18 protein-coding genes, 1 tRNA gene and 2 pseudogenes are annotated in these 22,115 nt (G+C 71.8%); 9 read left to right on the plus strand and 12 right to left on the minus strand.

Translation table 11 applies throughout. The features are described 5' to 3' along the window. Window positions 1-164: 164 nt before the first annotated feature. The 5 genes from HET64_RS20480 to HET64_RS20500 form a co-directional block, all read right to left on the minus strand. Entirely contained in the window at window positions 165-2,132 is a 1,968-nt protein-coding gene (locus tag HET64_RS20480) for a copper resistance CopC/CopD family protein (protein WP_215107665.1), read from the minus strand. A 12-nt stretch (window positions 2,133-2,144) separates the two neighbouring features. Further along, window positions 2,145-2,591: a copper chaperone PCu(A)C gene (locus HET64_RS20485; protein ID WP_215107667.1), complete on the minus strand. Its 447-nt coding sequence runs from the start codon at window positions 2,589-2,591 to the stop codon at window positions 2,145-2,147. Beyond that, entirely contained in the window at window positions 2,588-3,247 is a 660-nt protein-coding gene (locus tag HET64_RS20490) for an SCO family protein (protein WP_215107669.1), read from the minus strand. The genes HET64_RS20485 and HET64_RS20490 overlap by 4 nt, the downstream gene beginning before the upstream one ends. Before the next feature lie 45 nt (window positions 3,248-3,292). After that, window positions 3,293-4,039 carry a YcnI family protein gene (locus HET64_RS20495; RefSeq protein ID WP_215107675.1) on the minus strand — a complete coding sequence of 249 codons (747 nt, stop codon included), beginning with the start codon at window positions 4,037-4,039 and terminating at the stop codon, window positions 3,293-3,295. A 149-nt stretch (window positions 4,040-4,188) separates the two neighbouring features. Beyond that, the gene (locus tag HET64_RS20500; protein WP_215107676.1) at window positions 4,189-5,058 is read right to left on the minus strand and encodes a hypothetical protein; all 870 of its coding nucleotides are present in this window, start codon (window positions 5,056-5,058) and stop codon (window positions 4,189-4,191) included. A 293-nt stretch (window positions 5,059-5,351) separates the two neighbouring features. Here HET64_RS20500 and HET64_RS20505 point away from each other — a divergent pair, with 293 nt between their 5' ends. Next, window positions 5,352-5,870: an ATP-binding protein gene (locus tag HET64_RS20505; RefSeq protein ID WP_215107677.1), complete on the plus strand. Its 519-nt coding sequence runs from the start codon at window positions 5,352-5,354 to the stop codon at window positions 5,868-5,870. Between the two features lie 36 nt (window positions 5,871-5,906). Here HET64_RS20505 and HET64_RS20510 read toward each other — a convergent pair whose 3' ends face one another. Both HET64_RS20510 and HET64_RS20515 read right to left on the minus strand, forming a co-directional pair. After that, a complete protein-coding gene (locus HET64_RS20510) occupies window positions 5,907-7,382 on the minus strand; it encodes an aminopeptidase P family protein (protein ID WP_215107679.1) in 1,476 nt (491 codons plus the stop codon). Window positions 7,383-7,584: 202 nt separating this feature from the next. Then, window positions 7,585-9,072, minus strand: a complete 1,488-nt coding sequence (locus HET64_RS20515) for a PP2C family protein-serine/threonine phosphatase (RefSeq protein WP_215107681.1) — start codon at window positions 9,070-9,072, stop codon at window positions 7,585-7,587. Window positions 9,073-9,715: 643 nt separating this feature from the next. Here HET64_RS20515 and HET64_RS20520 point away from each other — a divergent pair. Further along, on the plus strand, window positions 9,716-10,459 hold the full coding sequence (locus tag HET64_RS20520; RefSeq protein ID WP_215107683.1) for a bifunctional DNA primase/polymerase: 744 nt from the start codon (window positions 9,716-9,718) through the stop codon (window positions 10,457-10,459). 543 nt (window positions 10,460-11,002) lie between these two features. Next, complete coding sequence (locus tag HET64_RS20525; RefSeq protein WP_215107685.1) at window positions 11,003-11,452, plus strand: hypothetical protein; 450 nt, start codon at window positions 11,003-11,005, stop codon at window positions 11,450-11,452. 326 nt (window positions 11,453-11,778) lie between these two features. Here the strand turns inward: HET64_RS20525 and HET64_RS20530 are convergent, their stop codons facing one another. The 3 genes from HET64_RS20530 to HET64_RS20540 all read right to left on the minus strand — a co-directional run bounded on the left by HET64_RS20530 (window position 11,779) and on the right by HET64_RS20540 (window position 14,445). Then, window positions 11,779-12,744 carry a DUF5926 family protein gene (locus HET64_RS20530; RefSeq protein ID WP_215107686.1) on the minus strand — a complete coding sequence of 322 codons (966 nt, stop codon included), beginning with the start codon at window positions 12,742-12,744 and terminating at the stop codon, window positions 11,779-11,781. Window positions 12,745-12,849: 105 nt separating this feature from the next. After that, window positions 12,850-13,524 (minus strand): ATP-binding protein, encoded by a 675-nt coding sequence (locus HET64_RS20535; RefSeq protein ID WP_215107687.1) that lies wholly within the window; start codon window positions 13,522-13,524, stop codon window positions 12,850-12,852. An 84-nt stretch (window positions 13,525-13,608) separates the two neighbouring features. Further along, window positions 13,609-14,445 (minus strand): glycerophosphodiester phosphodiesterase, encoded by an 837-nt coding sequence (locus tag HET64_RS20540; RefSeq protein WP_215107688.1) that lies wholly within the window; start codon window positions 14,443-14,445, stop codon window positions 13,609-13,611. 201 nt (window positions 14,446-14,646) lie between these two features. On the opposite strand from HET64_RS20540, the gene HET64_RS20545 reads away from it, so the two are divergent. The 4 genes and pseudogenes from HET64_RS20545 to HET64_RS20560 all read left to right on the plus strand — a co-directional run bounded on the left by HET64_RS20545 (window position 14,647) and on the right by HET64_RS20560 (window position 17,920). Further along, window positions 14,647-16,341, plus strand: a complete 1,695-nt coding sequence (locus HET64_RS20545; RefSeq protein ID WP_215107689.1) for a trypsin-like peptidase domain-containing protein — start codon at window positions 14,647-14,649, stop codon at window positions 16,339-16,341. Window positions 16,342-16,427: 86 nt separating this feature from the next. After that, window positions 16,428-16,514: transfer RNA gene (locus tag HET64_RS20550), tRNA-Ser, on the plus strand. 46 nt (window positions 16,515-16,560) lie between these two features. After that, window positions 16,561-16,794 carry a helix-turn-helix domain-containing protein gene (locus HET64_RS20555; RefSeq protein ID WP_215107690.1) on the plus strand — a complete coding sequence of 78 codons (234 nt, stop codon included), beginning with the start codon at window positions 16,561-16,563 and terminating at the stop codon, window positions 16,792-16,794. Next, a pseudogene (locus HET64_RS20560) lies at window positions 16,794-17,920 on the plus strand (tyrosine-type recombinase/integrase). The gene HET64_RS20555 and the pseudogene HET64_RS20560 overlap by 1 nt, the downstream one beginning before the upstream one ends. Window positions 17,921-17,956: 36 nt before the next feature. On the opposite strand, the gene HET64_RS20565 reads toward HET64_RS20560, so the two are convergent. Further along, window positions 17,957-19,171, minus strand: coding sequence for an amidohydrolase family protein (locus tag HET64_RS20565; protein ID WP_215107691.1), 1,215 nt, complete (start codon window positions 19,169-19,171; stop codon window positions 17,957-17,959). Between the two features lie 101 nt (window positions 19,172-19,272). Between HET64_RS20565 and HET64_RS20570 the strand changes: the two genes are divergently transcribed. Next, the gene (locus tag HET64_RS20570; protein WP_215107692.1) at window positions 19,273-19,737 is read left to right on the plus strand and encodes a MarR family winged helix-turn-helix transcriptional regulator; all 465 of its coding nucleotides are present in this window, start codon (window positions 19,273-19,275) and stop codon (window positions 19,735-19,737) included. Window positions 19,738-20,102: 365 nt separating this feature from the next. Beyond that, window positions 20,103-20,480 carry a hypothetical protein gene (locus HET64_RS20575; protein WP_215107693.1) on the plus strand — a complete coding sequence of 126 codons (378 nt, stop codon included), beginning with the start codon at window positions 20,103-20,105 and terminating at the stop codon, window positions 20,478-20,480. A gap of 1,269 nt (window positions 20,481-21,749) precedes the next feature. Here HET64_RS20575 and HET64_RS39165 read toward each other — a convergent pair. Next, window positions 21,750-22,115 (minus strand): annotated as a pseudogene (locus tag HET64_RS39165) (DNA primase); the annotation flags it as partial.

Genomic DNA, 22,115 nt, shown 5'->3' on the forward strand with positions numbered 1-22,115 from the left:
CCCCAGCACCAGCCCCGTGGCGCCCGCCGCACCCGCTGTGCCCAGCAGCCGCCGCCGCGATACGCGGATACCGCCGGCGCCTGGAGAACCGGTGGCGGAGCTGCCCGGGGAGCCGGTGGCGGCGGTCTCGTCCGGGGTCTGCTTCTTGGTCTTGCTCACTGTGCTCAGCCGATCTTCGCGTTCTTGTCGATGGTGACCTGGTCGATGTCGGAGGTCCGCACCGTCACGTCGACCTTCCAGTCCCCGGCCATCGGGATCTGTACGCCGCTCGCCGTCCAGTGCCCCTCGGCCAGCCGGTCCGGGACGACCGGCAGCGGGCCGATGTCCTTCGACTCCAGGGTCAGGGCCACCTTGAGCTCGGGAACGTCCATCGGCTCGCCGTCGCTGCCGTCGATCCACACATGCAGATCGTTGGAGCCGGTGCGGCCCGGGTCGATGTCGATGCGGACGGTGCCCTTGCCGTTCTCGCCGCCGGTGTCGAACGGCATGCTCAGGTTGACCGGGCCGCCGGCGGCGGGGGCGGTGGCCGCGGTGGCGCCGGCCGCGGCCTCCTCCTCCGTACGGCCGGGTTCGGTGGACGTCAGCATGGTGGTGACGGCCAGCAGGACGACGGCGACGGCTGCTTCGGCCAGCACCGAGCGTCGCAGCCCGGAGCGCTCCGGGTCGGCGTCCCGTACCCGCTTCTTCTTCGTCGCGGTCAGGACGGCCCGCTGGCGGGCCAGTTGCGCGGCGCGCTCGGGGGCGATGTCGTCGCCGGAAGCGCCGGAAGCCTCCTCCGACGTGACCGGGGCGGTGTTCCCCGGCTCCGTCGCGGCGTCTTCGGTCGCGGCGTCCTCCACCTCGGCCGCGGAGGAGGCGACAGCGGTGTCCGCCAGCCGTCCCGTCCAGCGCCGGGAGAACCAGGCGACCGCGAGCAGGACGGCGATCAGCGCCACCTTGAGGATCAGCAGCTGCCCGTAGCGCGTCCCGGTCAGCGCAGACCAGGAGCCGACCTGTCGCCAGGACTGGTAGATCCCGGTCGCGGCCAGGACCACGACGCTGCCGAACGCGACCGAGGAGAAGCGCCGGACCGCGGCGCTCCCGATGTCCGGCGTCCGGTACAGCGCGACCAGGAGCGAGGCGAGCCCACCGAGCCACGCGGCGACGGCCAGCAGGTGCGCCACGTCCACCGGCATGGCGATGGACGCCTGGATGCCGGTCGAGGCGTGCTCGGACATGGCCCAGGTGGCGGCGATGCCCGCCGCGACGACCCCGCCCCCGATGGCGAGGCCGAAAGTGAGGTCCTTCTTCTCCCGCTCGTCCTCGCGCCGGGCGTACGTGCCGAAGAGCACGGCGATGAACAGGGCGGCGGCCCCGAGCAGCAGCAGCCGGGAGACGAGGGCGGCGCCGGGTTTGGTGTCCAGCACGGACTGGAGCCCGGCGAGGTCGAAGGCGTCGGCGAACTTCCCGCTGCCCGTGTACGGGTTGCGCAGCAGCAGCATGACCAGGGTCGCCGCGGTCAGCGTGAGCCAGCCGCGGACCACGAGCCGCTGCATCGGCAGGGCGGACGCGCCCTGCCGCCAGCAGACCAGGACGAACGCGCTGCCGCCGACGAGCAGCACGAATCCGCCGTAGGCGGCGTACCGCGCGATGTCGTAGACGACGCCGACCGGGCCGCCGCCCACATCCTGGGAGGACAGGGCCACCGTGGTCTCGGACGGGGCACCGATGGAGAACGTGAACGCGCCGGAGATGGGGTGGCTGTCGGCGGAGATCGCCTGCCAGGCCACCGTGTAGGTGCCGTCCGGCAGACCGGAGTGGAGCGCGACGCCGTAGCGGACGGTGGAGCCCTCGGAGAGGTCGCGCGGTTCGGCCTCCGTGTCGGCGCGCTTGCCGCTGGGGTCGAGAACGCGGATGGAGTCGTCGCCCACGGCGATGGCCTCGGAGAAGCTGAGGGTGACCTCCTTGGGCGCGGTGTCCACCACCGCCCCGTCCCCCGGGTCGCTCCCGGTGAGGGCGGCGTGCGCGGACGCCGGGCCCGCGCCGGCCAGCAGCAGCCCGAACACCAGGCTGACCAGGGCGGCGAGGAGCGCGGCGGCGGCGACGGGCCGTCGTATCGGGGACGGTCCGGCGTGCGGGGCGGTGGCAGACATCGATTCAGTCCCTCACTGCTTCTTCGGGTTGTGGGTGGTTTCCTTCACCGGCAGGTCGACCGTGATGAGGCCGGCCTTCTCGAAGTGCAGCTCGACGGAGACCTTCTCGCCCTGCTTGGGCTTCTGCTTGAGCTTCATGAACATGATGTGGTTGCCACCGCGTTCGAGGTCGAGCTCGCCGCCCGCGGGCACCTCGAACGAGGAGACCTCGCGCATCTTCTGGTTCTTCGTCTCGTGGATCGTGACGTCGTCGGAGAGCGGACTGGTCACCGAGGTGAGCCGGTCCCCGGCATCGCCGTTGTTCCGGACGACGAGGAACCCGGCGGCCATGTCGCTGACGGGCTGCGGCAGATACGCGCCGACGACCTTCAGGTCGGGAGCGCTGTCCGACGAGCAGCCGGCCAGCGTCAGCCCCGTGGTGAGGGCCAGGACGCCGGCGAGGGCTGCCCGGCGGTTCACGGAGCCTCCCCCTTGAGCAGCTTGGGGAGGTCCTTCGTGTACTCCTCGGCGGTGGTGTCCTCGCCGTAGAGCACATACCCCTTGTCCGTCTTCGGGGAGAAGGCGATGACCTGGGCGCCGTGCATGGAGACGACGGTCCCGTCCTTCTCCTTCTTCGGCGCGTCGATGCCGATGCCGATCTGCCGGGCCCCGGCCTGGATGGTCGGGAAGTCGCCGGTGAGGCCGGTGAAGGAGGGGTCCTGGGCGGAGAGCCACGCGCCGAGCGATGCGGGGGTGTCGCGCTCGGGGTCGGTGGTGACGAAGACGACCTGGAGCTTTTCCTGGTCGGCCTTGGGCAGTTCCCGCTTGGCGAGCGAGATGTTGCTCATGGTCAGCGGGCAGACGTCGGGGCATTTGGTGTAGCCGAAGTAGATGAGCGTCGGCTTGCCCTTGGTCGCCTCGCGGAGGTCGTACTCCTTGCCGTGGGTGTCGGTGAGGACGAGGTTCGGCTTGGTGAACGGCTGGTCGAGGACGGTCGCGGCCTTGTCCTTCGGCGCGGCGCTGACGTCGGCGACGGCCGATGGGCCCGCCTTGTCGTCACTGGTGCCGCAGGCGGAGAGGGCCAGTGCGGCCGCGGCGGCGAACGCCGCGGCCGTCACTGCTTTTCTGTTGCGCATGGGGTGAGGTGTCCTGAACGTGGTGCGGGTGAGGGAACCGGCCGGTCAGGCCGAGCGGCGACGTCCGGCGAGCACGCCGAACGCGATGCCACCGATGCCGATGACGATGCCGATGATGCCCAGCGTGCGGGCGGTGGTGTCGCTGGTGGAGGAGGACGCGGCGGTGGTGCTCTCCTTGGCCGACGCGTCGGTGTCGGCGGCCTTGTGGTCGTCGGTCTTCTTGGCGCCGTCGGCGCCGCCGCCGTGGCCGTCCTCGGCGGCGGCGGTCAGCTTCAGGACGGGGGCGGGGCTGTCGGGCTCCTCGCCGCCCGCCGTGGGCTCCTCGATCCAGCGGACGACTTCCTTGTTGTCGTACGTCTGGATCGCCTTGAAGACGAGCTGGTCCGCGTCCTCGGGAAGCGCGCCGACGGAGACCGGGAACTGCTGGAAGTAGCCGGGGGCGATCTCGCCCTCGTCCGCGGTCCAGGTCACCTTGGAGACGGCCTCGGTGATCTTCTTGCCGTGCACCTCAAGAGGCTTGGCGAGCTTGCTCTTGGAGATGTCGATCTTCCAGCCCGGGACGGCCTGCGGGGTGACGGACGACAGCGGGTGGTCGGCCGGGAAGTTGACTTCGAGCTTCACCGTCGAGGCCTGGTCGCGCTCGTTGGGGACCTTGAAGTTGAGCGTGGCGTATCCGCCCTTGGCGGCCTCGCCGACCGGCTGGACGCTGACGTGGGCGGCGGCCGGGCCGGCGATCAGCAGGACGGTGGACGCGGCGACGCCGCCGGCGAGGGCGATACGGGAAAGCTTCATGGCAGGAATCTCCACTGGGGAAACGGAACACGGTGGTCCGGCGCGCGGGTGCGCGGCGGCATCACGACACCTCGTGGTCCGGGTTCCGTGGGCGTGTGTGCACAGGGACGTGCACGGACGGGGCCCGCGGGGCCGGTGGAGGCGTCGCGTCAGGCTGCGAGGGCGTACGGGGCCGGAGGCCCGCGCCTGATCACCAGGTGCTGCAGAGGATCCCCGGCGGCCGGTACCGGCACGTCGTCGGAGTGACGCGGAACGCGCGGCCCGGCCATGAGCTGCTCGCGCGCCCCGGCCCGCGGTGCGCGGACGAGGGCGAGCGCGGCCCGCAGGGACCGCAGCCGGGCCCCGGCCGCCAGTGCCTGGGCGCTGTGGGCGGACAGCCGGGCCAGCCCGAAGAGGGCGATCTCGCCGCGCCGCAGCAGCCAGCCGGTGGCGAGCGCGACGAGGACGTGGGCCAGGAACATCGACAGGCTCGGCAGCAGCGCGGAGACGGCGGCGCAGACCTGCGCGATGCCGGAGACACCGTCCGGTGTCGCCGACGCGGCAGTCCCGACCGCTCCTGCGACCGCACCGCCGTCCGCGAGATGGCCGTGGGCCCCCGTGAGCGTCGACGGGTCGATGCCGGCGGAGGAGACGATGCGGTGGGCGTCGGTCGCGCTCAGCTGTTCCGGTCCGGCACCGCAGACGAGACCGGCGGCGAACCGGATGACCGGGTTGTCGCCGCCCGTGGGTGCCGCGGCGGCCGGGGCGCCGGCGTGGCTGCCGTACGCGAAGAGCACGTGCAGGAGGATCTGCCCGCCGGCCAGCGCGCCCACGATCGACGGAAGGGAACGTTCCCGTCCGGCGAGGACCGTGGCGACGGCGAGGACGCCGAGGAATCCGGCGAGCAGCGTCCACGCGGGGACGGGCGCGCCGGCGGCGAGCGCGTGTCCGGCCGCGGACAGCACGACGCAGGCCGCGGTGAACACCGCGGCCCTCATGAGCCGCAGACCGGCTCCTGCGTGTGCGAGAGGCGTGGACATGGCCGGAACATCATCGCACTGCACCCCCCTGTCCCGTACGGCAGGTCCGGAAGATCAGACTCCGTCCCCAACCGTGCTTGTTGAGCCCGTTCGCGGGGGATGTACGGACCGGGGGCGAGCACCCCAGGCCACCGGACGGACGCCCGGTGACCTGGTGCCGGGCGGTTCCATACACCGGGCGGCCGAATATCCACATCCGCCGAATGAGGGCTTTCCCACCCGATCCGTGCTTACGAAGTGCCGAGGGCGGCAATACGTATCGATACGTCGAGCCGCAGCCAGGAGGCTGAAAGATGAGCATCTGGTGGTCTCTCCATTTGCGGCGCGAAGCTGCGAGCGTCCCGCTCGCCCGTCGTTTTCTGCTCGGCACCATGGAAACCGCAGGGGTGGATCCGGACATCTCCTTCGACCTGTCGGTCGCGCTCAGCGAGGCCTGTGCGAACGCCGTCGAACACGGCGGCGACCGGACGGCTCTCGGGGAGTCGGGGGATTCAGGTTACGGACGCCCTGTCGCGGACTCCGGGCAGTACCGGGTCACGGCCTATCTGGACGGCGAGAAATGCCGTATCGAGGTCAGCGACTCGGGGCCGGGCTTTCCCGCCCGCCGCGCGCTTCGCCCAGCCGCGCCCGCAGAACAACATCCGCAGCACCCACGCCCCCCGAGGGACGCCGAAGCCGAGAGCGGCCGGGGCCTCGACCTCATCCAGCAGCTCTCGGACCACGTCCAGTTCGGCAACCGGCCGGGCCACGGCGCGGTGGTGCGCTTCGACAAGGTCCTGAAATGGCGCGAGGGCGCGCTGCTCACCGTGTAGTGAGCGACGCGCCCTCGCGAGAGGTACGGCGGTGGGTCAGCCCTTCAGCCGCGCCATCCAGGCCTCGACCTCGTCCGCCTGGCGGGGCAGCGTGTCGGAGAGGTTCCGGTTGCCGTCCTCGGTGACGAGGATGTCGTCCTCGATCCGGACGCCGATGCCCCGGTACTCCTCGGGCACGGTCAGGTCGTCGGCCTGGAAGTACAGACCCGGCTCCACGGTCAGGCAGACACCCGGCTCCAGGACGCCGTCGACGTACGCCTCGGTGCGCGCGACGGCGCAGTCGTGGACGTCCATGCCGAGCATGTGGCCCGTGCCGTGCAGGGTCCAGCGGCGCTGGAGGCCGAGCTCCAGGACCTTGTCCACGTCCAGGTCGCCGAGCAGGCCCCACGCGACGAGCTTCTCGGCGAGCACGCGCTGCGAGGCGTCATGGAAGTCGCGGAAGGTGGCGCCGGGCTTCACGGCGGCGATGCCGGCCTCCTGGGCCTCGTACACCGCGTCGTAGATCTTGCGCTGGAGCGGCGAGAACGTGCCGTTGATCGGCAGGGTGCGCGTCACGTCGGCGGTGTAGAGGTCGTTGGTCTCCACGCCGGCGTCCAGGAGCAGCAGCTCGCCGGCGCGGACGTCGCCGTCGTTGCGGACCCAGTGCAGGGTGGTGGCGTGCGGACCGGCGGCGCAGATCGAGGCGTAGCCGATGTCGTTGCCCTCGATGCGGGCACGCAGGAAGAACGTGCCCTCGATGAAGCGCTCGCTGGTCGCCTCGGCCTTGTCCAGGCTCTTCACGACGTCCTCGAAGCCGCGCGCGGTGGCGTCGCACGCCTTCTGCAGCTCGGCGATCTCGAAGGCGTCCTTCACCAGGCGGGCCTCGGAGAGGTAGACGCGCAGCTCCTCGTCGCGCTCCGCGGTGACCTTGTCGGTGAGGGCGGCCTCGACGGACGCGTCGTGGCCGCGCACGGTGCGGACCGGGCCGGTGGCCTCGGTCAGCACGGCGGTCAGCTCGCGGACGTCCTTCGCGGGGATGTTCAGCAGCTGCTCGGCCTCGGAGAGGGAGTTCCGTCGGCCGACCCACAGCTCGCCCTGGCCGTCGAGCCAGAACTCGCCGTTCTCCCGGTTGGAGCGCGGCAGCAGGTAGAGGGTCGCCTCGTGGCCGCTGCCCCGCGGCTCCAGGACGAGAACGCCGTCCTGGGTCTGGTCACCGGTGAGGTACGCGTACTCGGTGGAGGCGCGGAAGGCGTACTCGGTGTCGTTGGAGCGGGTCTTCAGGTTGCCCGCGGGGATGACCAGGCGCTCGCCGGGGAAGCGGGCGGAGAGCGCGGCGCGCCGGGCGGCGGTGTGCTCGGCCTGGGCGATCGGCTGGAGGCCGTGCAGCTCCGTGTCGGCCCAGCCGGACTTCATGTTCGCGGCGAGCTCGTCGGAGACGCCCGGGTACAGGCCGTTCTTCCGCTGCTTGACCGCTTCTGCTTCGTTCTCCTCGGTCTCCTGCTCCGGGTTCTCCGGGATGAGCTCCTCAGACACGATGTGTTTCTCCTTGAGTACGACACTGGACCATCACCCATCGTACGGGCGTACGGAAGGGGGCCCAGGGCCGAAGGACCTGTTACCGGAGACCGCCGCCGGATCGGTCGAAGGGCCCGTCGGCGGGCCGGCCCGGGCGGTCGACGCGGGCGGCCACGCGCCGTGGGCGGGAGGCCGACGTGGGGGCGGTCAGTGGGGGCGGTCAGTCGAAGTGGGCGGCGAGGATCACGACGTCCTCGGCGGAGTCGCTCCGGTCGAGGCCGTCGGGAAGCATCGTGCGCAGGACGTGGTCGGCGACGGCCGCCGGATCGTGCCGGTCCGCTTTCGGTACGGAGGCGGCGGCGGAGTGCAGCCGGGCGAAGGCGCGGTCCATCGCGTCCCCGGTGCGGCGCAGCAGCCCGTCCGTGTAGAGCAGCACCGTCTCACCGGGCGCCGGGCTGAACTCCACGCTCGGCGCCTCCCAGCAGGCGAGCATCCCCAGCGGGGCGGAGAGCGTGGTCTCGACGAACTCGCAGCGCCGCTCGCCGAGCACCAGGGGCGGGGTGTGCCCCGCCCCGGCCAGCACGACCTTGCGGGCGGCGGGCTCGCAGTAGGCGAAGAGGGCGGTCGCGGTCCGCGCGGGTTCGGTGAGCCGCAGCAGCAGTTCCAGGTCGGAGAGGACGGCGACGGGGTCCTCGCCCTCCATCACGGCGTACGCCCGCAGGCTGGCGCGCAGCCGGCCCATCGCGGCCATGGCGCTCGGTCCGGACCCGCCGACGGATCCGACGGCGAGCCCGAGCGCGCGGTCGGGCAGCGGCAGCGCGTCGTACCAGTCGCCGCCGCCCCGGGGGCCGGTGCGGTGCCGGGCGGCGAGCTGGACGCCCGGGATCCGGGGCAGTCGGCTGGGGAGCAGCTCCTCGGCGACGGCGGCGACGTCCGCGCGGGCGCGCTCCAGCTCGATCAGGCGGGCCAGGTGTTCGGTGGCGTAGCGCGCGTAGAGGCCGGCGAGGTGGCGCTGCTTCTGCGCGGGCTCGGCCGGCTCGTCGTAGAGCCAGACGGCCGCGCCGAGGCGGCCGGCCGCCTCGGCGGCGAGCGGGAGGGCGTAGCTGGCGGCGTAGCCGAGCCGGGCGGCGACCTCGCGGTGCCGGGGGTCCAGATCCTTCTCGCCGAGCAGGTCGGGGCTGGGGACCCCGTCGGTGGTGTCCGGCAGTCCGTCGAGGACCCGGCCGAGTGCGGTGGCCGCGCGCGGCACGGTCTCGATGTGGCCGAGCTCGGCGTGGCTCAGCCCGAGGCCGAGGGTGGCGGTGGGGCCTTCGCCGTTCGCCGGTTCCAGAACGAGAAGTCCGCGGCGGGCGCCGACGAGGGCAGCTCCGGCGTGCAGCAGCTCGTTCAGGGCGTCGTCGAGGACGCTCGTCCCGGCCAGCCGCTCGGTGAGTTCGTGCAGGGTCGTGAGGTCCGATACCCAGCCCGCGAGCCGGTCCTGGATGAAGGCTCCGGGAGGTGCCGGGACCTCCGTCAGCGGAGCGGGAGTGTGAGTTGAAACCGGAACCTCTGGATCGATTCCAGCCACTTTCGGCAGGTGTGGGGCGCTCATGGCAGCCAGCTTTCCGACCGGTGTGATTCGTCGAATAGCATCGCAAACCCCCATGTGATTCTGCGCCACTATCAATACATCCACATGTACACGCACAAGTAACCCGATGTCCAGCATTGTCCCTTCGAGGACCGGGTGATTCGTGCTCTCCCAGTGTCGGTTAACTTGGCCAAAAATTGCACCCTATGGACGCTATTTGCGATCGACTGGGGCTGCTCAACAGGGGGTACCTCCGGGGTCAAGTCGCCGGAGGAGCGTCATTCCGGGCATGCTGGGTACGTAAACGGTGATGCGCGGGTGTGGTTGTGATCGCCCAGGAACCCGGCAGCGGGTTCAGGCGTCCTTACCCGTGAAGGTGACGCACCCGCCCCGGACGGCGGGGTTCGCACCAGGGACGGCAGGCGAGGCGCATGCCGCCCTCGACCAGCGATCGCCGGTCCGGCTCGACCCGCTCGGTTCGACCCGCACGACTCTGCCAGGGCAGCACGACTCCGCTCGGTCAGTTCGACCCGTTCGGTCCGGTTTGGCGCCGTTCGGTTCGACTCCGCTCGACTCTGCTCGGTTCGGCTCTGTTCCACCCCAGATCGGTTCTATTCGGATCGGTTCCACTCGGCTCGGCTCGGCTCACGCTCGGTATCGGCGGCGCACGCCCGTACCGCAGAACTGATGAGCACGTACGCACAGCGAAGAGATACGCGCGTGGTGTGACACACGCGTGTGTCATGTGGACTCGGCGTTCAACGGAAAGGAACGAGCGCTCATGCGCGAGATCCTCGGAAGGCGACGCAGGCTCCGGCTCCGGCGCAAGGAGGGGGCCGCCCGGCTCGACGCGGCCCTGACCTGCGCCACCGTGTGGCAGTGGCCCGTGCTCCCCGGAGTGGGGACGGCACAGGCCGGCCCGCGCGGCGAGAGCGGCGGCCCCGGCTGCGCCTGCCCCGAACCCGACTGCGCCGTACCGGGCGCACACCCCTTCGAGCCCGGCCTGCTGGCGGCCACCACGGACGAGCGCATGGTGCGCTGGTGGTGGACCCACCGGCCCACCGCCCCCGTGATGCTGGCGACCGGCGGCCGAGCGCCCTGCGCGGTGAGCCTGCCCGCCGTGGCCGGCGCCAGAGCACTCAGCGCCCTCGACGTCCTCGGCATGCGGCTCGGCCCCGTCGTGGCGACGCCCACCCGGTGGTCGCTGCTCGTGGCCCCCTACGGTCTGGAGCGGCTCGGCGAACTGCTGTACGCGAAGGACTGGGTGCCCAGTTCGCTCCGGTTCCACGGTGAGGGCGGCTATCTCGTCCTGCCGCCGTCCCGGACCGGCGCGGGTCAGGTCCGTTGGGAGCGGCCCCCGGCGCCGGAGGAGACCTCCGCCGCCGCCCCGGTGTCCCACGGGCGGGCGAAGCGCGGGGCTCTCGCGGTCGCGGCGCCCTGGCTCCCGGACGTGGAAGCGGTCCTGGACGCCCTGGTCGAGGCGAGCACCGGTGCCCCGGGCGGCGGTAGCCGGCTCGCTCACTGACCCGGCCGGGCGGAGGCCGCGACGCCCAGGAGGTGCCCGGCTCGCGGCGCCCGGCTCGCGGCGCCCGGCTCGCGGCGCCCGGCTCGCGGCGCCCGGCTCGCGGCGCCCGGCTCGCGGCGCCCGGCTCGCGGCGCCCGGCTCGCGGCGCCCGGCTCGCGGCGCCCGGCTCACGGAGCCCGGCTCACTCGAACGGGTGTGAGCCGGGCCGGATCACCGGTAAACGGGTGGCGGGCGACCCGGCTGTGCGCGTTGCGCCGATATCGTCGCCCCGTCGTCAGGAATTCCGCGCAGTCGCCAGGTGGGGCCACCATGAATCTCCGCATGATCGGTCTCGCGGCTGCCGCAGTGATCGCGTGGCTGGTTCCGCTGGTCGCTTCCGCGGATCCCGCCGTTGCTCCGGATGCCCTATCGGGTGATCCGGCATCACCCGATGCCAAATCATCTGGCGGTTCTCCAGAAAGCGTTCAGGCAAAGACTTCTGATGGGCTATCCGGAGATGAATCATCCCCCTCTTCTCCGACGTTGCTGAAATCACCATCGAGAATGAGCGCAGAAGCAGTATCCCTGCCCGAGTTTGATCGTTCGCCGTCTTTTGGCGGTGACGATCACAGGGGCGGCGGGGGCGGCGGGCGGCACCCGGGCGCGGTGGCCCGGTGCGGCCCCGAGCTGGTCGCACCGGAGGGTGTCGAGGCGCAGACCTGCGTCCTGACCCGGGACGGCGAGGCCTGGGCGCGCGTCTACTACCGGAACGCGACCGGGGAGGAACTCCGTTCCGTGCTCACCCTGATGGGGCCGGGCGGGCGGACCGTGGAGCTGTACTGCGAGCCGGCCGCCCACGACGAGCCGGGCATCTGCGAGACGCCGCGCCTCCCGTCCTCGGGAGCGCCCCGGTCCGCGACGGCGGTGGCGGAGTTCATGGGAGCCGGACCGGTGGACGAGGCGCCGCTGCTGCTCCGCGCCGGATCCGAACGGGCGTCGGCCGCGAAGAACTGACCGGGCCGGCCGCGGGGGCACACGGCCCGTGGCGGTACGGCTTGTGGCAGTGCGGGTCCGACGGGATGAGACGGGCTCCGACGCGCCGGGCGGGGTTTGAGGGGTGGCGCGGACTCCGCGCCCGGGGGTGTCACAGGGCGGTCCGCAGCCGGAAACGAAGACGCCCGGTCGCTGGCGACGGGGGATGCACCAGCGACCGGGCTTCTAGAACCGTAACAAGAGATCTGCCGTTCGCAAATTCGATCTCGCCTGTAGGGACGCCGATTTACTTACGGGTACGGCGAGTTGTGACGCGGGTCACCGTCTGCGGCGCCCTGTCGTCACCGTCAGCTGAGGGTCACCTGGCGGTTGGTGAGGCCGCCCCGGGCGCGGCGTTCGTCGGCGGTGAGCGGGGCGTCGGACGCGAGCGCCGCCGCCAGTCGCTCGGCGAACTCGACCGCGGGCTTCTCGCACGCCTCGGCCCCCATCGAGCTGGGCAGGTCCCAGACGGGGACCACGATTCCGTGTGCCCGGAACGACCCGACCAGGCGGGTGTCGTCGCCGAGCGAGGAGGCGCCGGCGGCGTGCAGCCGGGCGAGCGCGTCGAGGAGCTTCTCCTCGGGGTGCGGCATGACCCAGCGCAGGTGGTTCTTCTCCGGGGTCTCGCACCAGTACGCGGCGTCGACGCCGGACAGCAGCGTCGTCGGGATCGCGGCGGCGTTCGCGCGCTCCAGCGAGGCGGACACCTCCGGCGTGGCGTTCTCCGCGTCCGGCACCCAGAACTCGAACCCGGAGTGCACGTTCGGCTCGAATACGGCGTCCGGGGCGAGGAGGTCCTGGAGGCGCGGACCGTCGGCCGGCACGTGGCGTGCGGTGACCGGGGAGCCGGGCTCGGCCTCCAGGGCGCGCTGGAGGGTGTCCGCGAGGTCGCGGCTGAGGTCGCCGGAGGAGGTGTCGTTCTGCAGGGCGAGCAGGACGGAACCGTCGTCCCGGCGCAGGGCCGGCCAGGCCATCGGCAGGACCGTCGCGAGCGTCACCGACGGAACTCCCTCGGGCAGCCCGTCCTTGAGGGTCAGTTCGACCGTGGCGGCGGGCACGAGCTCGCGCAGCGCGACCCAGTCGCACTCGCCCGCGAGTCCCTCGAAGGGGCGGTGCACGAGCTCGGTCACGGCCTGGGCGGCGGCGCGTCCGTGACACGCCTTGTAACGGCGGCCCGATCCGCACGGGCAGGGCTCACGGGCCCCGACGACCGGGATCTCACCGTCCTTGAGCTGCTGCTTCCCGGCCTTGGACTGAGGGCGCTTCTTGGCCATGGTGGGCATTCTCCCGATTGCGACAGTGCGGACTCGGCGCGAGCCTAGCCGCCCGGGGAGCCCCGCTCGTCCGCCGTAGGGGCTCGGCCCCCGTCGTCCGCGCGCTCAGCCCACGTCGTCGAAGGCCTCGGAGAGGTCCAGCCCCTCGAACCCGGTGAGCCCGCCGATGCCGTCGGCGTCGATGCCTCGGGCTCCCGAGCCGTTGGCGCCGGTTCCGTTCGGGGCGGAGCCGTTGCCGCCGATGCCGGGCGGCTTCGTGGAGGAGACCAGGGCCCAGACGGTGACCTCGCCGGACGAGTCGTCCCGTACGCCCCATTCCTGGGCCAGGGCGCTGATGATGTTGAGGCCCCGGCCGCCGCGTGCCGTCACCGAAGGGGTGGCCGGAACCGGGCGGGTCGGGCCGCCGCCGTCCGTGACCTCCACGGTGAGCGCGCCGGCGGTGTCCACCCGCCAGGCGGCGCGGATGTCTCCGTCGCCGACGTCGGTGTGCCGCCCCAGGGGCCTGCCGTGCCGGCAGGCGTTGCTGAGGAGTTCGGAAAGGATCAGAACAGCGTCGTCGACGACCGCGTCCGACACCCCGTTGCCGCGCAACTGTTCACGCATCCGGTGTCGTGCCTGCCCCACGCCGGCAGGGCCATGAGGAATGGCCATGCTCGACGACGCGGGCACTTCTTGTGCCACCACCAACGCCACCCCCGAGACCTCCTTTGCCCCACGCCACGGGTTGGATGCCCCACTGAGCTGCACCGGAAACCGGCCAATGCACTCCCGGTGACGCACTCGTAACGATCGAACGCGCAGCGAATGCGCCGGTGCACACCCCGTAAGGGCCGAGGTCGGGGCCCTGGTGGGTCCTCATCCGTACTAAATGCGGCCCAGTTGGGACAGAACCTGCTTGGGGCGGTTGGTGATGATCGCCTCGACGCCGAGTTCGGCGCACATGTCGACATCGGCCGGTTCGTTCACGGTCCACACGTGCACCCGGTGCCCCGCACGGTGCAGCCGCTCGATGTATCCGGGGTGGCTGCGCACGATCCGCATGCCCGGCCCCGCGATCCGGGCCCCGGCGGGCAGCCGCCCGTCGCGCATCCGGGGCGAGACGAACTGCATCAGGTAGACCGTCGGCAGCGTGGGCGCGGCGGCCTGGACGCGGTGGAGGGAGCGGGCGGAGAAGCTCATGACGCGGATGGGCGAGGGGCCGTCCGCGGGCGGATCGGCCAGCCCGAAGCGCTTCAGGAGGTGCAGCAGCCGCTCCTCGACCTGCCCGGCCCAGCGGGTGGGGTGCTTCGTCTCGATGGCCAGCTGAAGCGGCCGCCCGGTGGCCCGGACCTCGGTGAAGAGCTCCAGGAGCCGTTCCAGGGTGAGTACGGAGGTGAGCTCGCCCGGCACCGGATCCCAGTCGGGCGACTCCTCGCGGTCCTTCCAGGAGCCGAAGTCGAGGGCGGCGAGGTCGGCGAGCTCCAGCGCCGACACGGCGCCGCGCCCGTTGGACGTACGGTTCACCCGCCGGTCGTGGACGCAGACGAGATGGCCGTCGGCGGTGAGCCGGACATCGCACTCCAAGGCGTCGGCACCGTCCTCGATCGCCTTGCGGTAGGCGGCCAGGGTGTGCTCGGGGGCGTCGTCGGAGGCCCCGCGGTGGGCGATGACCTGGATGGAGGTGTGCGCGCTGCGCTGCCGTGCGTGGGTCACCCGCGCCATGGTGTCACCGCCACGGGGAAGGCTGAGCACATGTCACCCTGGAGGTCTGTTTTGTCGGATGTAAAGATTGGTGTGCGGATGCACAGGTCCTGCTTACAGTGGCCCGACGTGTCGTGGGAAAAGCTGACCGCAGACACGTGCACAGCGGATTTCTTGCCGAACGCCGACTGGATGCCGAGTGGAACCGAGGAGTAAAGAGCTGTGAGCACCGAGAACGAGGGCAACGAGGGCAACGCGGTACCGGCCGTGCCGTCCGCACCTCCCGGGCCGGCCGCCACTCCCGAACCGGCGACCGACGGAGCCACGCCGCCGCCGGCCCAGGACCCGGCCCAGGACATCGCGCACAAGACGGCGCACGATCCCGCGCACGACACCGCGCGCCTTCCCGTGCACGACACCGGAGCACCGGAGGCGCCCCCGCACGCCCCTGGCGCCCAGGCACCGGGAGCACCGGCGCACGCCGAGGCGCCGCGCCACGACCCCACGCACCAGGGCGCCCCGGGCGCTCCGGCCACGCCCGCGTACGCCCAGGGGCCCCACCCGACGCCGTCCCAGCCGCCGCAGCACTCCCCGTACGGAGCGACGCCCGGATACGGAACGGATCCCGGGCTCCCCGCGGGCTCCGCGTCCTGGCCGCCGCCTCCGCCCGCCGTCCCGTCGTACGCCGACGGGGGCGCCGGTCACGCGTCCGGCGGTATCGGCGACGGCAGCGGTCACGGCCCGGTCTGGGGCGCTCCGGTTCCGTCCGGCTCCGAGTCCCCGGGCGGCAAGAGCGGCAGGGGCCGCGGGAGCGGTCTGGTGGCGGCCGTGGCCGTCGCGGCCCTCGTCGCGGGCGGCATCGGCGGAGCCCTCGGCTTCTGGGCGGCCGACCGCAACGACGGCAACGGCGGCGGCTCGACCACCATCTCTGCGTCGGACACCCCGAGGGACCTGAAGCGCCCGGCGGGCACGGTGGCCGGCGTCGCGGCGAAGGCGCTCCCCAGCGTGGTCACCATCGACGCACAGGGCGGCGAGGGCGAGGGCGGCACGGGCACGGGCTTCGTGTACGACAAGGAAGGCCACATCCTCACCAACAACCACGTGGTGGCGTCCGCCGCGGAGTCCGGCGAACTGTCGGCGACCTTCTCCGACGGCAAGAAGTACGCCGCCGAGGTGGTCGGCCGGGCCCAGGGCTACGACGTGGCCGTACTGAAGCTCAAGAACCCGCCCGCAGGCCTCGCCCCGCTGCCCCTGGGCAACTCGGAGGGCGTCGCGGTCGGCGACTCGACGATCGCGATCGGCGCGCCCTTCGGCCTCTCCAACACGGTCACCACGGGCATCATCAGCGCGAAGAACCGCCCGGTGGCGTCCGGGGACGGCTCCAGCAACAAGAACTCGTACATGAGCGCCCTGCAGACCGACGCCTCGATCAACCCGGGCAACTCCGGCGGCCCGCTGCTGGACGCGACCGGCGCGGTCATCGGCATCAACTCCGCGATCCAGTCGACCGGCGGCGGCCTCGGCCAGTCCCAGGCCGGCTCCATCGGTCTCGGCTTCGCGATCCCGGTCAACCAGGCCAAGAACGTCGCCGAGCAGCTGATCAAGACCGGCAAGCCGGTCTACCCGGTGATCGGCGCGACGGTCACGATGGAGGAGAAGACGGGCGGCGCGGCCATCTCGGCCGAGGGGGCGGGCGGCACCCCCGCGGTCACCCCGAACGGCCCGGCGGCCAAGGCGGGCCTCAAGGCGGGCGACGTGATCACGAAGTTCAACGACACCGTGATCGACAGCGGCCCGACCCTGATCGGCGAGATCTGGACCCGCAAGCCGGGCGAGAAGGTGACCCTGACGTACGAGCGCGACGGCAAGACGGCCACGGCCGAAGTCACCCTGGGCCAGCGCGAGGGCGACAGCTGACCGGCTAGGCTGTCCCACGCGTCGAACCGGCCCCACGCGGGCCTGACGGCCCATCGGCTTGCACAGCGACCGGACCGCCGACGCGAGGTGGGTTGCCCGAGCGGCCTAAGGGAACGGTCTTGAAAACCGTCGTGGCAGCGATGTCACCGTGGGTTCAAATCCCACACCCACCGCAGGCATGAGGCCCCCGACCAGTACATATGGTCGGGGGCCTTTGCCATGCCGGTGACCGTGGCGGACCGACTGCTCACCGTGAATCAGGTCGCCGAACGCCTCGGCACCGGTCTCCGCTTCCCTCGCCGGCTCATCGAGGAACGCCGCATCACGTTCGTCAAGGTCGGTCGGCACGTCCGCATCCCCGAGAGCGCCGTGGAGGAGTACGTCAGTGCCCACACGGCGGCGCCGATCGTCCTGCGGCCCGCCTCGGCGTACTCGTACCGGAGGGCTGCCTGATGGCCGCCAAGCGTAAGTCCCGACGCGCCTTCGGTCGGATCCGGAAGCTGCCGTCCGGCCGGTTCCAGGCTCGGTATCCGGGGCCTGACGGCGTGCTGCGTGCCGCTGATCAGACGTTCGCGACAACGACGGACGCCGATCGCTGGCTGGCACGGAAGCGCATCGAGATGGGGGAGGCCCGCTGGCTCGACCCCGCCGAGGGACGGACCACCGTTCGCGATTGGTCGGCACGGTGGCTCACCGCGGTCTCCCCGCAGCTGAAGCACAAGACACAGGCGTCGTACCGATCGCTGGTCAACTCGCTGATCGTTCCGGCGCTCGGTGACCGTGAGCTTTCCAGCCTCCGGCCGATCACCATCGTCGAATGGGTCGGTGCGATGAAGACCCGTGGTCTCAGCGCCTCGCGGATCAGACAGGCCTACCGAGTTCTCTCGCAGATCATGCGGGCGGCCGTCGACAACGAGATGATCGGGCAGACCCCGTGCAGGGGCGTGAAGCTGCCTCGCATGTCGCAGACCGAGCCGCACATCCTCACCCCGCTGGAAGCCTCACGGATTGTGCGGAGCGCGACGAAACCGCATGACCTGTTGATCTCCTTGCTCGCCTACGCGGGTCTGCGGGTCGGTGAGGCGTTCGCGCTCCGGCGAGCGGACATCGATGGGTCCGGCGGCCTGGTCCTCGTCGATGAGAACCTGGCCGAAGCGAACGGCACCCTTGTCTTCGACACCCCCAAGTCCCATGAGAAGCGGGTCCTGCGGATCGGGCGTCACTCGCGGCGCGGATCGGCCGGCACTTGGAGACGCTGCCCGGCGGGGAGGACGCTCTCCTCTTCGTCACGCCCGGCGGCAAGCCTCTGCATTACAACCAGTGGCGCAAGGCGTACTTCGACCCCGCCGTGGCGGCTGCCGGGCTCACCGACGTCACGCCGCACGATCTCCGCGCCTCGCACGGGACGTGGGTCGCCGACCGGTACGGCGTGATGACCGCCGCGCACCGGCTCGGGCACTCGAACGCGAGCGTGACCACTCGGCACTACGCCCGGCCGGTTGTCGGTCGGGATGATCAGGTGGCGACGGCTGCGGATATTTGGCTCAGCGGCGATGACGCGACTGATCCCGTTGTCTGAGTTGTCGCCGAAAGGATCGCGTCCCAGGGACCGTGGTTATGCCGCCATTCGGGTTCCGCGGCGCCAGATGGCACGGGTGTTGAGGGTGTCGCTGATGTTGCTGGTCGGGTCGCCGTCGACCAGGAGGAGGTCGGCGCGGAGGCCCTCGGCGATGCGGCCCCGGTCGCTCAGGCGGAAGCGGCGGGCCGTGGTCGCCGTGGCCGCGCGCAGGGCCCGTGCGGGTGTGAGGCCGGCTGTCACCAGGTAGTGCAGTTCGTGGTGCAGGCTCGCTCCGTGTGCCAGGCCCCCGAAGAACGTCTCGGGCATGGAGACGTCGGTTCCGGCGAGCACGTCGACACCGGCAGCGTCCAGTGCGCGCACGGTGCCGTAGACGTCGTGGAGCTTGCCCTGCGGGTAGCGGTCATAGCTGGAGCGCAGGGTCCGGTCCCAGTCGGCGTCGAGGCGTGCCGCGACCCGGGGGTCGTCGGCGAGTTCGCTGCCGGTGATCCCCATCATCGAGGCGTTGAGAGTGATGCAGGGGATGACGAACATGCCCGCGTCCTTGATCAGGCTGATGATCTCGGCGGTGTGCGGCTGGTCCATGAACACGTGGGTGACGCCGTCGATGCCGGCTTCGGCGGCCGTCCTGGTGGCCTCCACGGTCAGCGCGTGGGCCACGGTCAGGGCGCCGTACTTCTTGGCTTCGGCGACACCGGCGTGCACGGTGGCCCGGTCGAGCGTGGGCAGCCCGGGGTGTCCCTCTACGCTGCCGTCGTCGATCATGAACTTGATGAAGTCGGATCCCCGGGCGAGGAGCTGAGGCACGAAGGCGGCGGCCTCCTCGGGTGTGGTGGAGAACGGCATCAGGGGCATGACCGGGGGAAGGTCCCACTTGGGCCGAAACCCTTCGGGCATCAGCTCACTCGGGTGACCGCCGGGCGGTGTGATGGCGAAGCCGGAGGAGCGCACGTCAGCCTGTGTGTCGTCGTCGGTGATGGCCCCCCGGTTCTCCCGGGTGTTCATCCCCTGCATCTCCAGTTCGGTCGTCACCCCGAACCGCAGAGCGAGCGCCAGGGAACCCGGGGCGGAGTGGACGTGGGCGTCGATGAGTCCCGGCAGCAGTGTGGCGCCGCTGCCGTCGACGATCTCGCTGCCCTCGGGAGCATCGCCACCGACGCGGGCGATCCTCCCGCCGTCGATGACCACGGTCCGCACGCCGACCGCCTTCTCCCCGTCGAAGATCTGCGCGTTGGTGATCGCGGTGAGCGCCATGGCGGTCCGCCTCTTTCCTGGTTCGTTCAAGCTTTACATACCTAATGCTATGGACTTATCGAATGGTATGCAAATGCGCCGGCCGGGCCTAGACTCGGCACATGAGCAGCACCTCCTCCGAGCAGCCCCCCGACGACCGGACGCTGGATCAGATCGGTCCGGCGCTGTCCCGTCTGCGGCGACGCGCACCGGCAACGGGCAAGGACCTCTCCCGCAACCTCGTGCTCAACGTCATCGCCGACGCGCCGGGCGAGACGACCGTCGGCGGGCTTGCCACCGAGATGGGCGTCGCGCAGCCGGTCGCCAGCCGGACCGTCGCCGCCTGCATAGCGGACGGGCTGCTGCGGCGGGCGGCATCCCAGTCCGACGGGCGCCGCACCGTGCTCGAACTCACCGAGTACGGCGAAGCCGAACGCAACCGCTTCGCCGTCGAACAGCGAGAAGCGTTCTTGGAGATCACTGCCGCCTGGTCACCGGAGGAGCGAACCCAGTTCGCACGGCTCCTGACCCGATACGGAGTCGACGCCACCGCCTGGTCCAGGAAACAGACCCCAAGCCGCGATTGAACGAGCAGCGCCCCGAGACCGAGCCACGGCCGGGAACTCAGGTGCCGATGCGCTGACGCCCTGACCGGTCTCGGCGCGCTTACAGACTGAGGGGCACGCAGCGGGCACGATGACGACGGCAATGGTTCCAGCGGGGCGGCTTCTACCCGTCTGACCTGCGAGGGGGTCCCAGAAGCCGCCCGGCCGCCAAAAGGTCTTGGCGACCGTCGTGGCAGCGATGTCACCGTGGGTTCAAATCCCACACCCACCGCCAGGTGCAAGGCCCCCGACCAGGAAGATTCGGTCGGGGGCCCTACGCGTGCGCGTCGTCCGCCGGGGCACCGAAGGGGGCGCTTTCCCGGGGGATTTCGCCGTAGCGTGGCCGCATGTTCGATTCTCTGGAGATCGGTGTGCTGCCGCGAGGGCGCCGGTTCCCGCCCAGTCTGCGGATCCTGGTCAATGGCGAGGACGTGGTGGCGGGCGCGGTCGGTGAAGGGGGCAGGGGACCGCTCGTCGCCGCTGCGCTGCCGGCCGGCGGCCCCGGTCCGCTGTGGGCGACCGGCGAGGCCCGGCGGGTGGAGCTGGGGGAGCCGGAGTGCTCGGGAGGGTGCTGCGGGTATGTGACCGTGGTCGTTCAGCGTCTCGGGGGCATCGTGCGGTGGTCCGACTGGGAGGTCCCGTACGAGGAGGACGCCCCGCTGGAGTTCCACTTCGACGCCGATCGGTACGACGCGGAGCTGCGCCGGGCGGGGGCGGTCCGGTGAGCACGTAGGGCGGCCGGGGTGAGCGTGGCCCGGTCCGGCCCCCGCCGGGAACGGCCCGAGCGCGCCGAGGACTGCGGGTGCGTCCTTTTTCCGCGTGATGACGAGGACCGGTATGCCGTTGTCCTCGCACTCCACGACCACCGCCCGGCCGTCGTAGTCGGGACGTCCCGTGGGGTCCGTCAGGTAGGGCGGGCGGACGCGGAGCGGGGTCAGGGTGCGCGGGGCGGCGTTGCGGTGGAACGCGCCCGTGGGGTCGGGAGTCGTGGCCAGGGCGCCGGGGCCCGCGACCAAGTAGCCTGCGTGGCCCGCGTACGGGACCTCGCCCATGATCAGGCCGGGGAAGCAGGCCTCCTCGGTCAGCACGGACGGCTCCAGCGCGATCGTGTCGTCGCCGCGATGGCGCCGGTGCAGGAACGGGGCGGCCAGGGCGCAGAGCGCCAGGACCACCACGCCGGCCACGCCTGTCAGTTGCAGAGCGTCGCCGATGTTGTCGCCGGTCCAGGCAGCCATCGCGGCGAACAGAGTCAGGAACGTGCCGCCGGTGACCGTCAGGGCGACCTGCCAGGGGAATGCCCGGGGCGAGCGCCTGCTGCTCCAGGCGGTCGCGGCCGCGGCCGTCAGGAACATCGCCCCGAGGACGCCGAGGAGCAGTCCGATGGCGAGGGGCATCCGGAAGGACTCGCGCGGGTCCGCGTTCGTGGGGCGGCGGTCCGGCCCGAAGTCGACGTACCGGATCTGGTCCTGCCAGTACGTGACCTCGATGTTCGCTCCCGGACGGGCGGCCGGAAGCCGTTCCGGGCTGCTCTCGATCCGGGTGCGGGTGGACGTTCCGTCGGCCTCGGTGAGGTACAGCCAGTACGACGGGGTCTTGCGTCCGGTCTCCTTCTCGGTGCGGTCGAGCACCGCGGTGACCGTCCGCAGACAGTCGGCATCGCCTCCGCCGGGGGCCGTGCACGCGGGCGCCGTGGTGAACGCGCGCTCGTCGTCGCGGGCGTCCGGCGTGGTGAGGAGCAGCAGCCAGGCCGCCACCAGGGAGAACAGGATGCCCGCTGCCAGGCAGGCGCGTATCCGCCCTCGGCGGGCAGGGGCTGCCTGGGCTGCCTCACGGCTCGGTGTCGGGGTCACCCTCCGCATTCTGTGCCGGTGGGAGCGGAAACGACATGGGTGATGTCCGCAGGCCGTGAGGCTGCTTCCTGCCGGGATGCGGCAGTGGGCGGGAGCCGCGGGCCCCGGCGGGGAGCCGCCGGACCTTCTCTCGGCGACACCCCGTCAGGCCGCGCCGTCGTGTTCCTCGCCCCGCCCCGCGGTCAGCCGTGCCGCCGAGGCGATCGCGGCGCGGGCCTCGTGTTCCGGCAGTCCGGTGCGGACGGCGGCGGCGGTGAGCCCGTCGGCCAGGGCGTCGCCGAAGCCGTGCTCGTAGGCGCGGCAGGCCGCCCAGAACAGGCGGGTGTTGCGCTGGCCCTCGTGGGCGGCCAGCACGAACTGGATCAGGCCCTCCCCACGACGGGCCGCGGTCGCCGGTGCGCCGGGGCCCGAACCCGTGCCGGTGGCCGGTCCGGACACCGTGCCGGAGGCCGAGCTCGTACCCGTGCGCGGGGCGCGGCCGGGCGGTGGGGTCAGGAGGCGGAGCAGGGC

The sequence above is a fragment of the Streptomyces sp. McG3 genome, from assembly GCF_018619185.1.
GTDB lineage: Bacteria > Actinomycetota > Actinomycetes > Streptomycetales > Streptomycetaceae > Streptomyces.

Excerpts from the sequence above, each read along its gene's own strand:
- HET64_RS20490 (WP_215107669.1), bottom strand. The coding sequence starts at position 3,247 with ATGCGCAACAGAAAAGCAGTGACGGCCGCGGCGTTCGCCGCCGCGGCC.
- HET64_RS20495 (WP_215107675.1), bottom strand. The coding sequence starts at position 4,039 with ATGAAGCTTTCCCGTATCGCCCTCGCCGGCGGCGTCGCCGCGTCCACC.
- HET64_RS20565 (WP_215107691.1), bottom strand. The coding sequence starts at position 19,171 with ATGGCGCTCACCGCGATCACCAACGCGCAGATCTTCGACGGGGAGAAG.
- HET64_RS20555 (WP_215107690.1), top strand. The coding sequence starts at position 16,561 with ATGCCGGTGACCGTGGCGGACCGACTGCTCACCGTGAATCAGGTCGCC.
- HET64_RS20575 (WP_215107693.1), top strand. The coding sequence starts at position 20,103 with ATGTTCGATTCTCTGGAGATCGGTGTGCTGCCGCGAGGGCGCCGGTTC.
- HET64_RS20530 (WP_215107686.1), bottom strand. The coding sequence starts at position 12,744 with ATGGCCAAGAAGCGCCCTCAGTCCAAGGCCGGGAAGCAGCAGCTCAAG.
- HET64_RS20525 (WP_215107685.1), top strand. The coding sequence starts at position 11,003 with ATGAGCGCAGAAGCAGTATCCCTGCCCGAGTTTGATCGTTCGCCGTCT.
- HET64_RS20480 (WP_215107665.1), bottom strand. The coding sequence starts at position 2,132 with ATGTCTGCCACCGCCCCGCACGCCGGACCGTCCCCGATACGACGGCCC.
- HET64_RS20515 (WP_215107681.1), bottom strand. The coding sequence starts at position 9,072 with ATGCTGGACATCGGGTTACTTGTGCGTGTACATGTGGATGTATTGATA.
- HET64_RS20570 (WP_215107692.1), top strand. The coding sequence starts at position 19,273 with ATGAGCAGCACCTCCTCCGAGCAGCCCCCCGACGACCGGACGCTGGAT.
- HET64_RS20520 (WP_215107683.1), top strand. The coding sequence starts at position 9,716 with ATGCGCGAGATCCTCGGAAGGCGACGCAGGCTCCGGCTCCGGCGCAAG.
- HET64_RS20505 (WP_215107677.1), top strand. The coding sequence starts at position 5,352 with ATGAGCATCTGGTGGTCTCTCCATTTGCGGCGCGAAGCTGCGAGCGTC.
- HET64_RS20500 (WP_215107676.1), bottom strand. The coding sequence starts at position 5,058 with ATGTCCACGCCTCTCGCACACGCAGGAGCCGGTCTGCGGCTCATGAGG.
- HET64_RS20540 (WP_215107688.1), bottom strand. The coding sequence starts at position 14,445 with ATGGCGCGGGTGACCCACGCACGGCAGCGCAGCGCGCACACCTCCATC.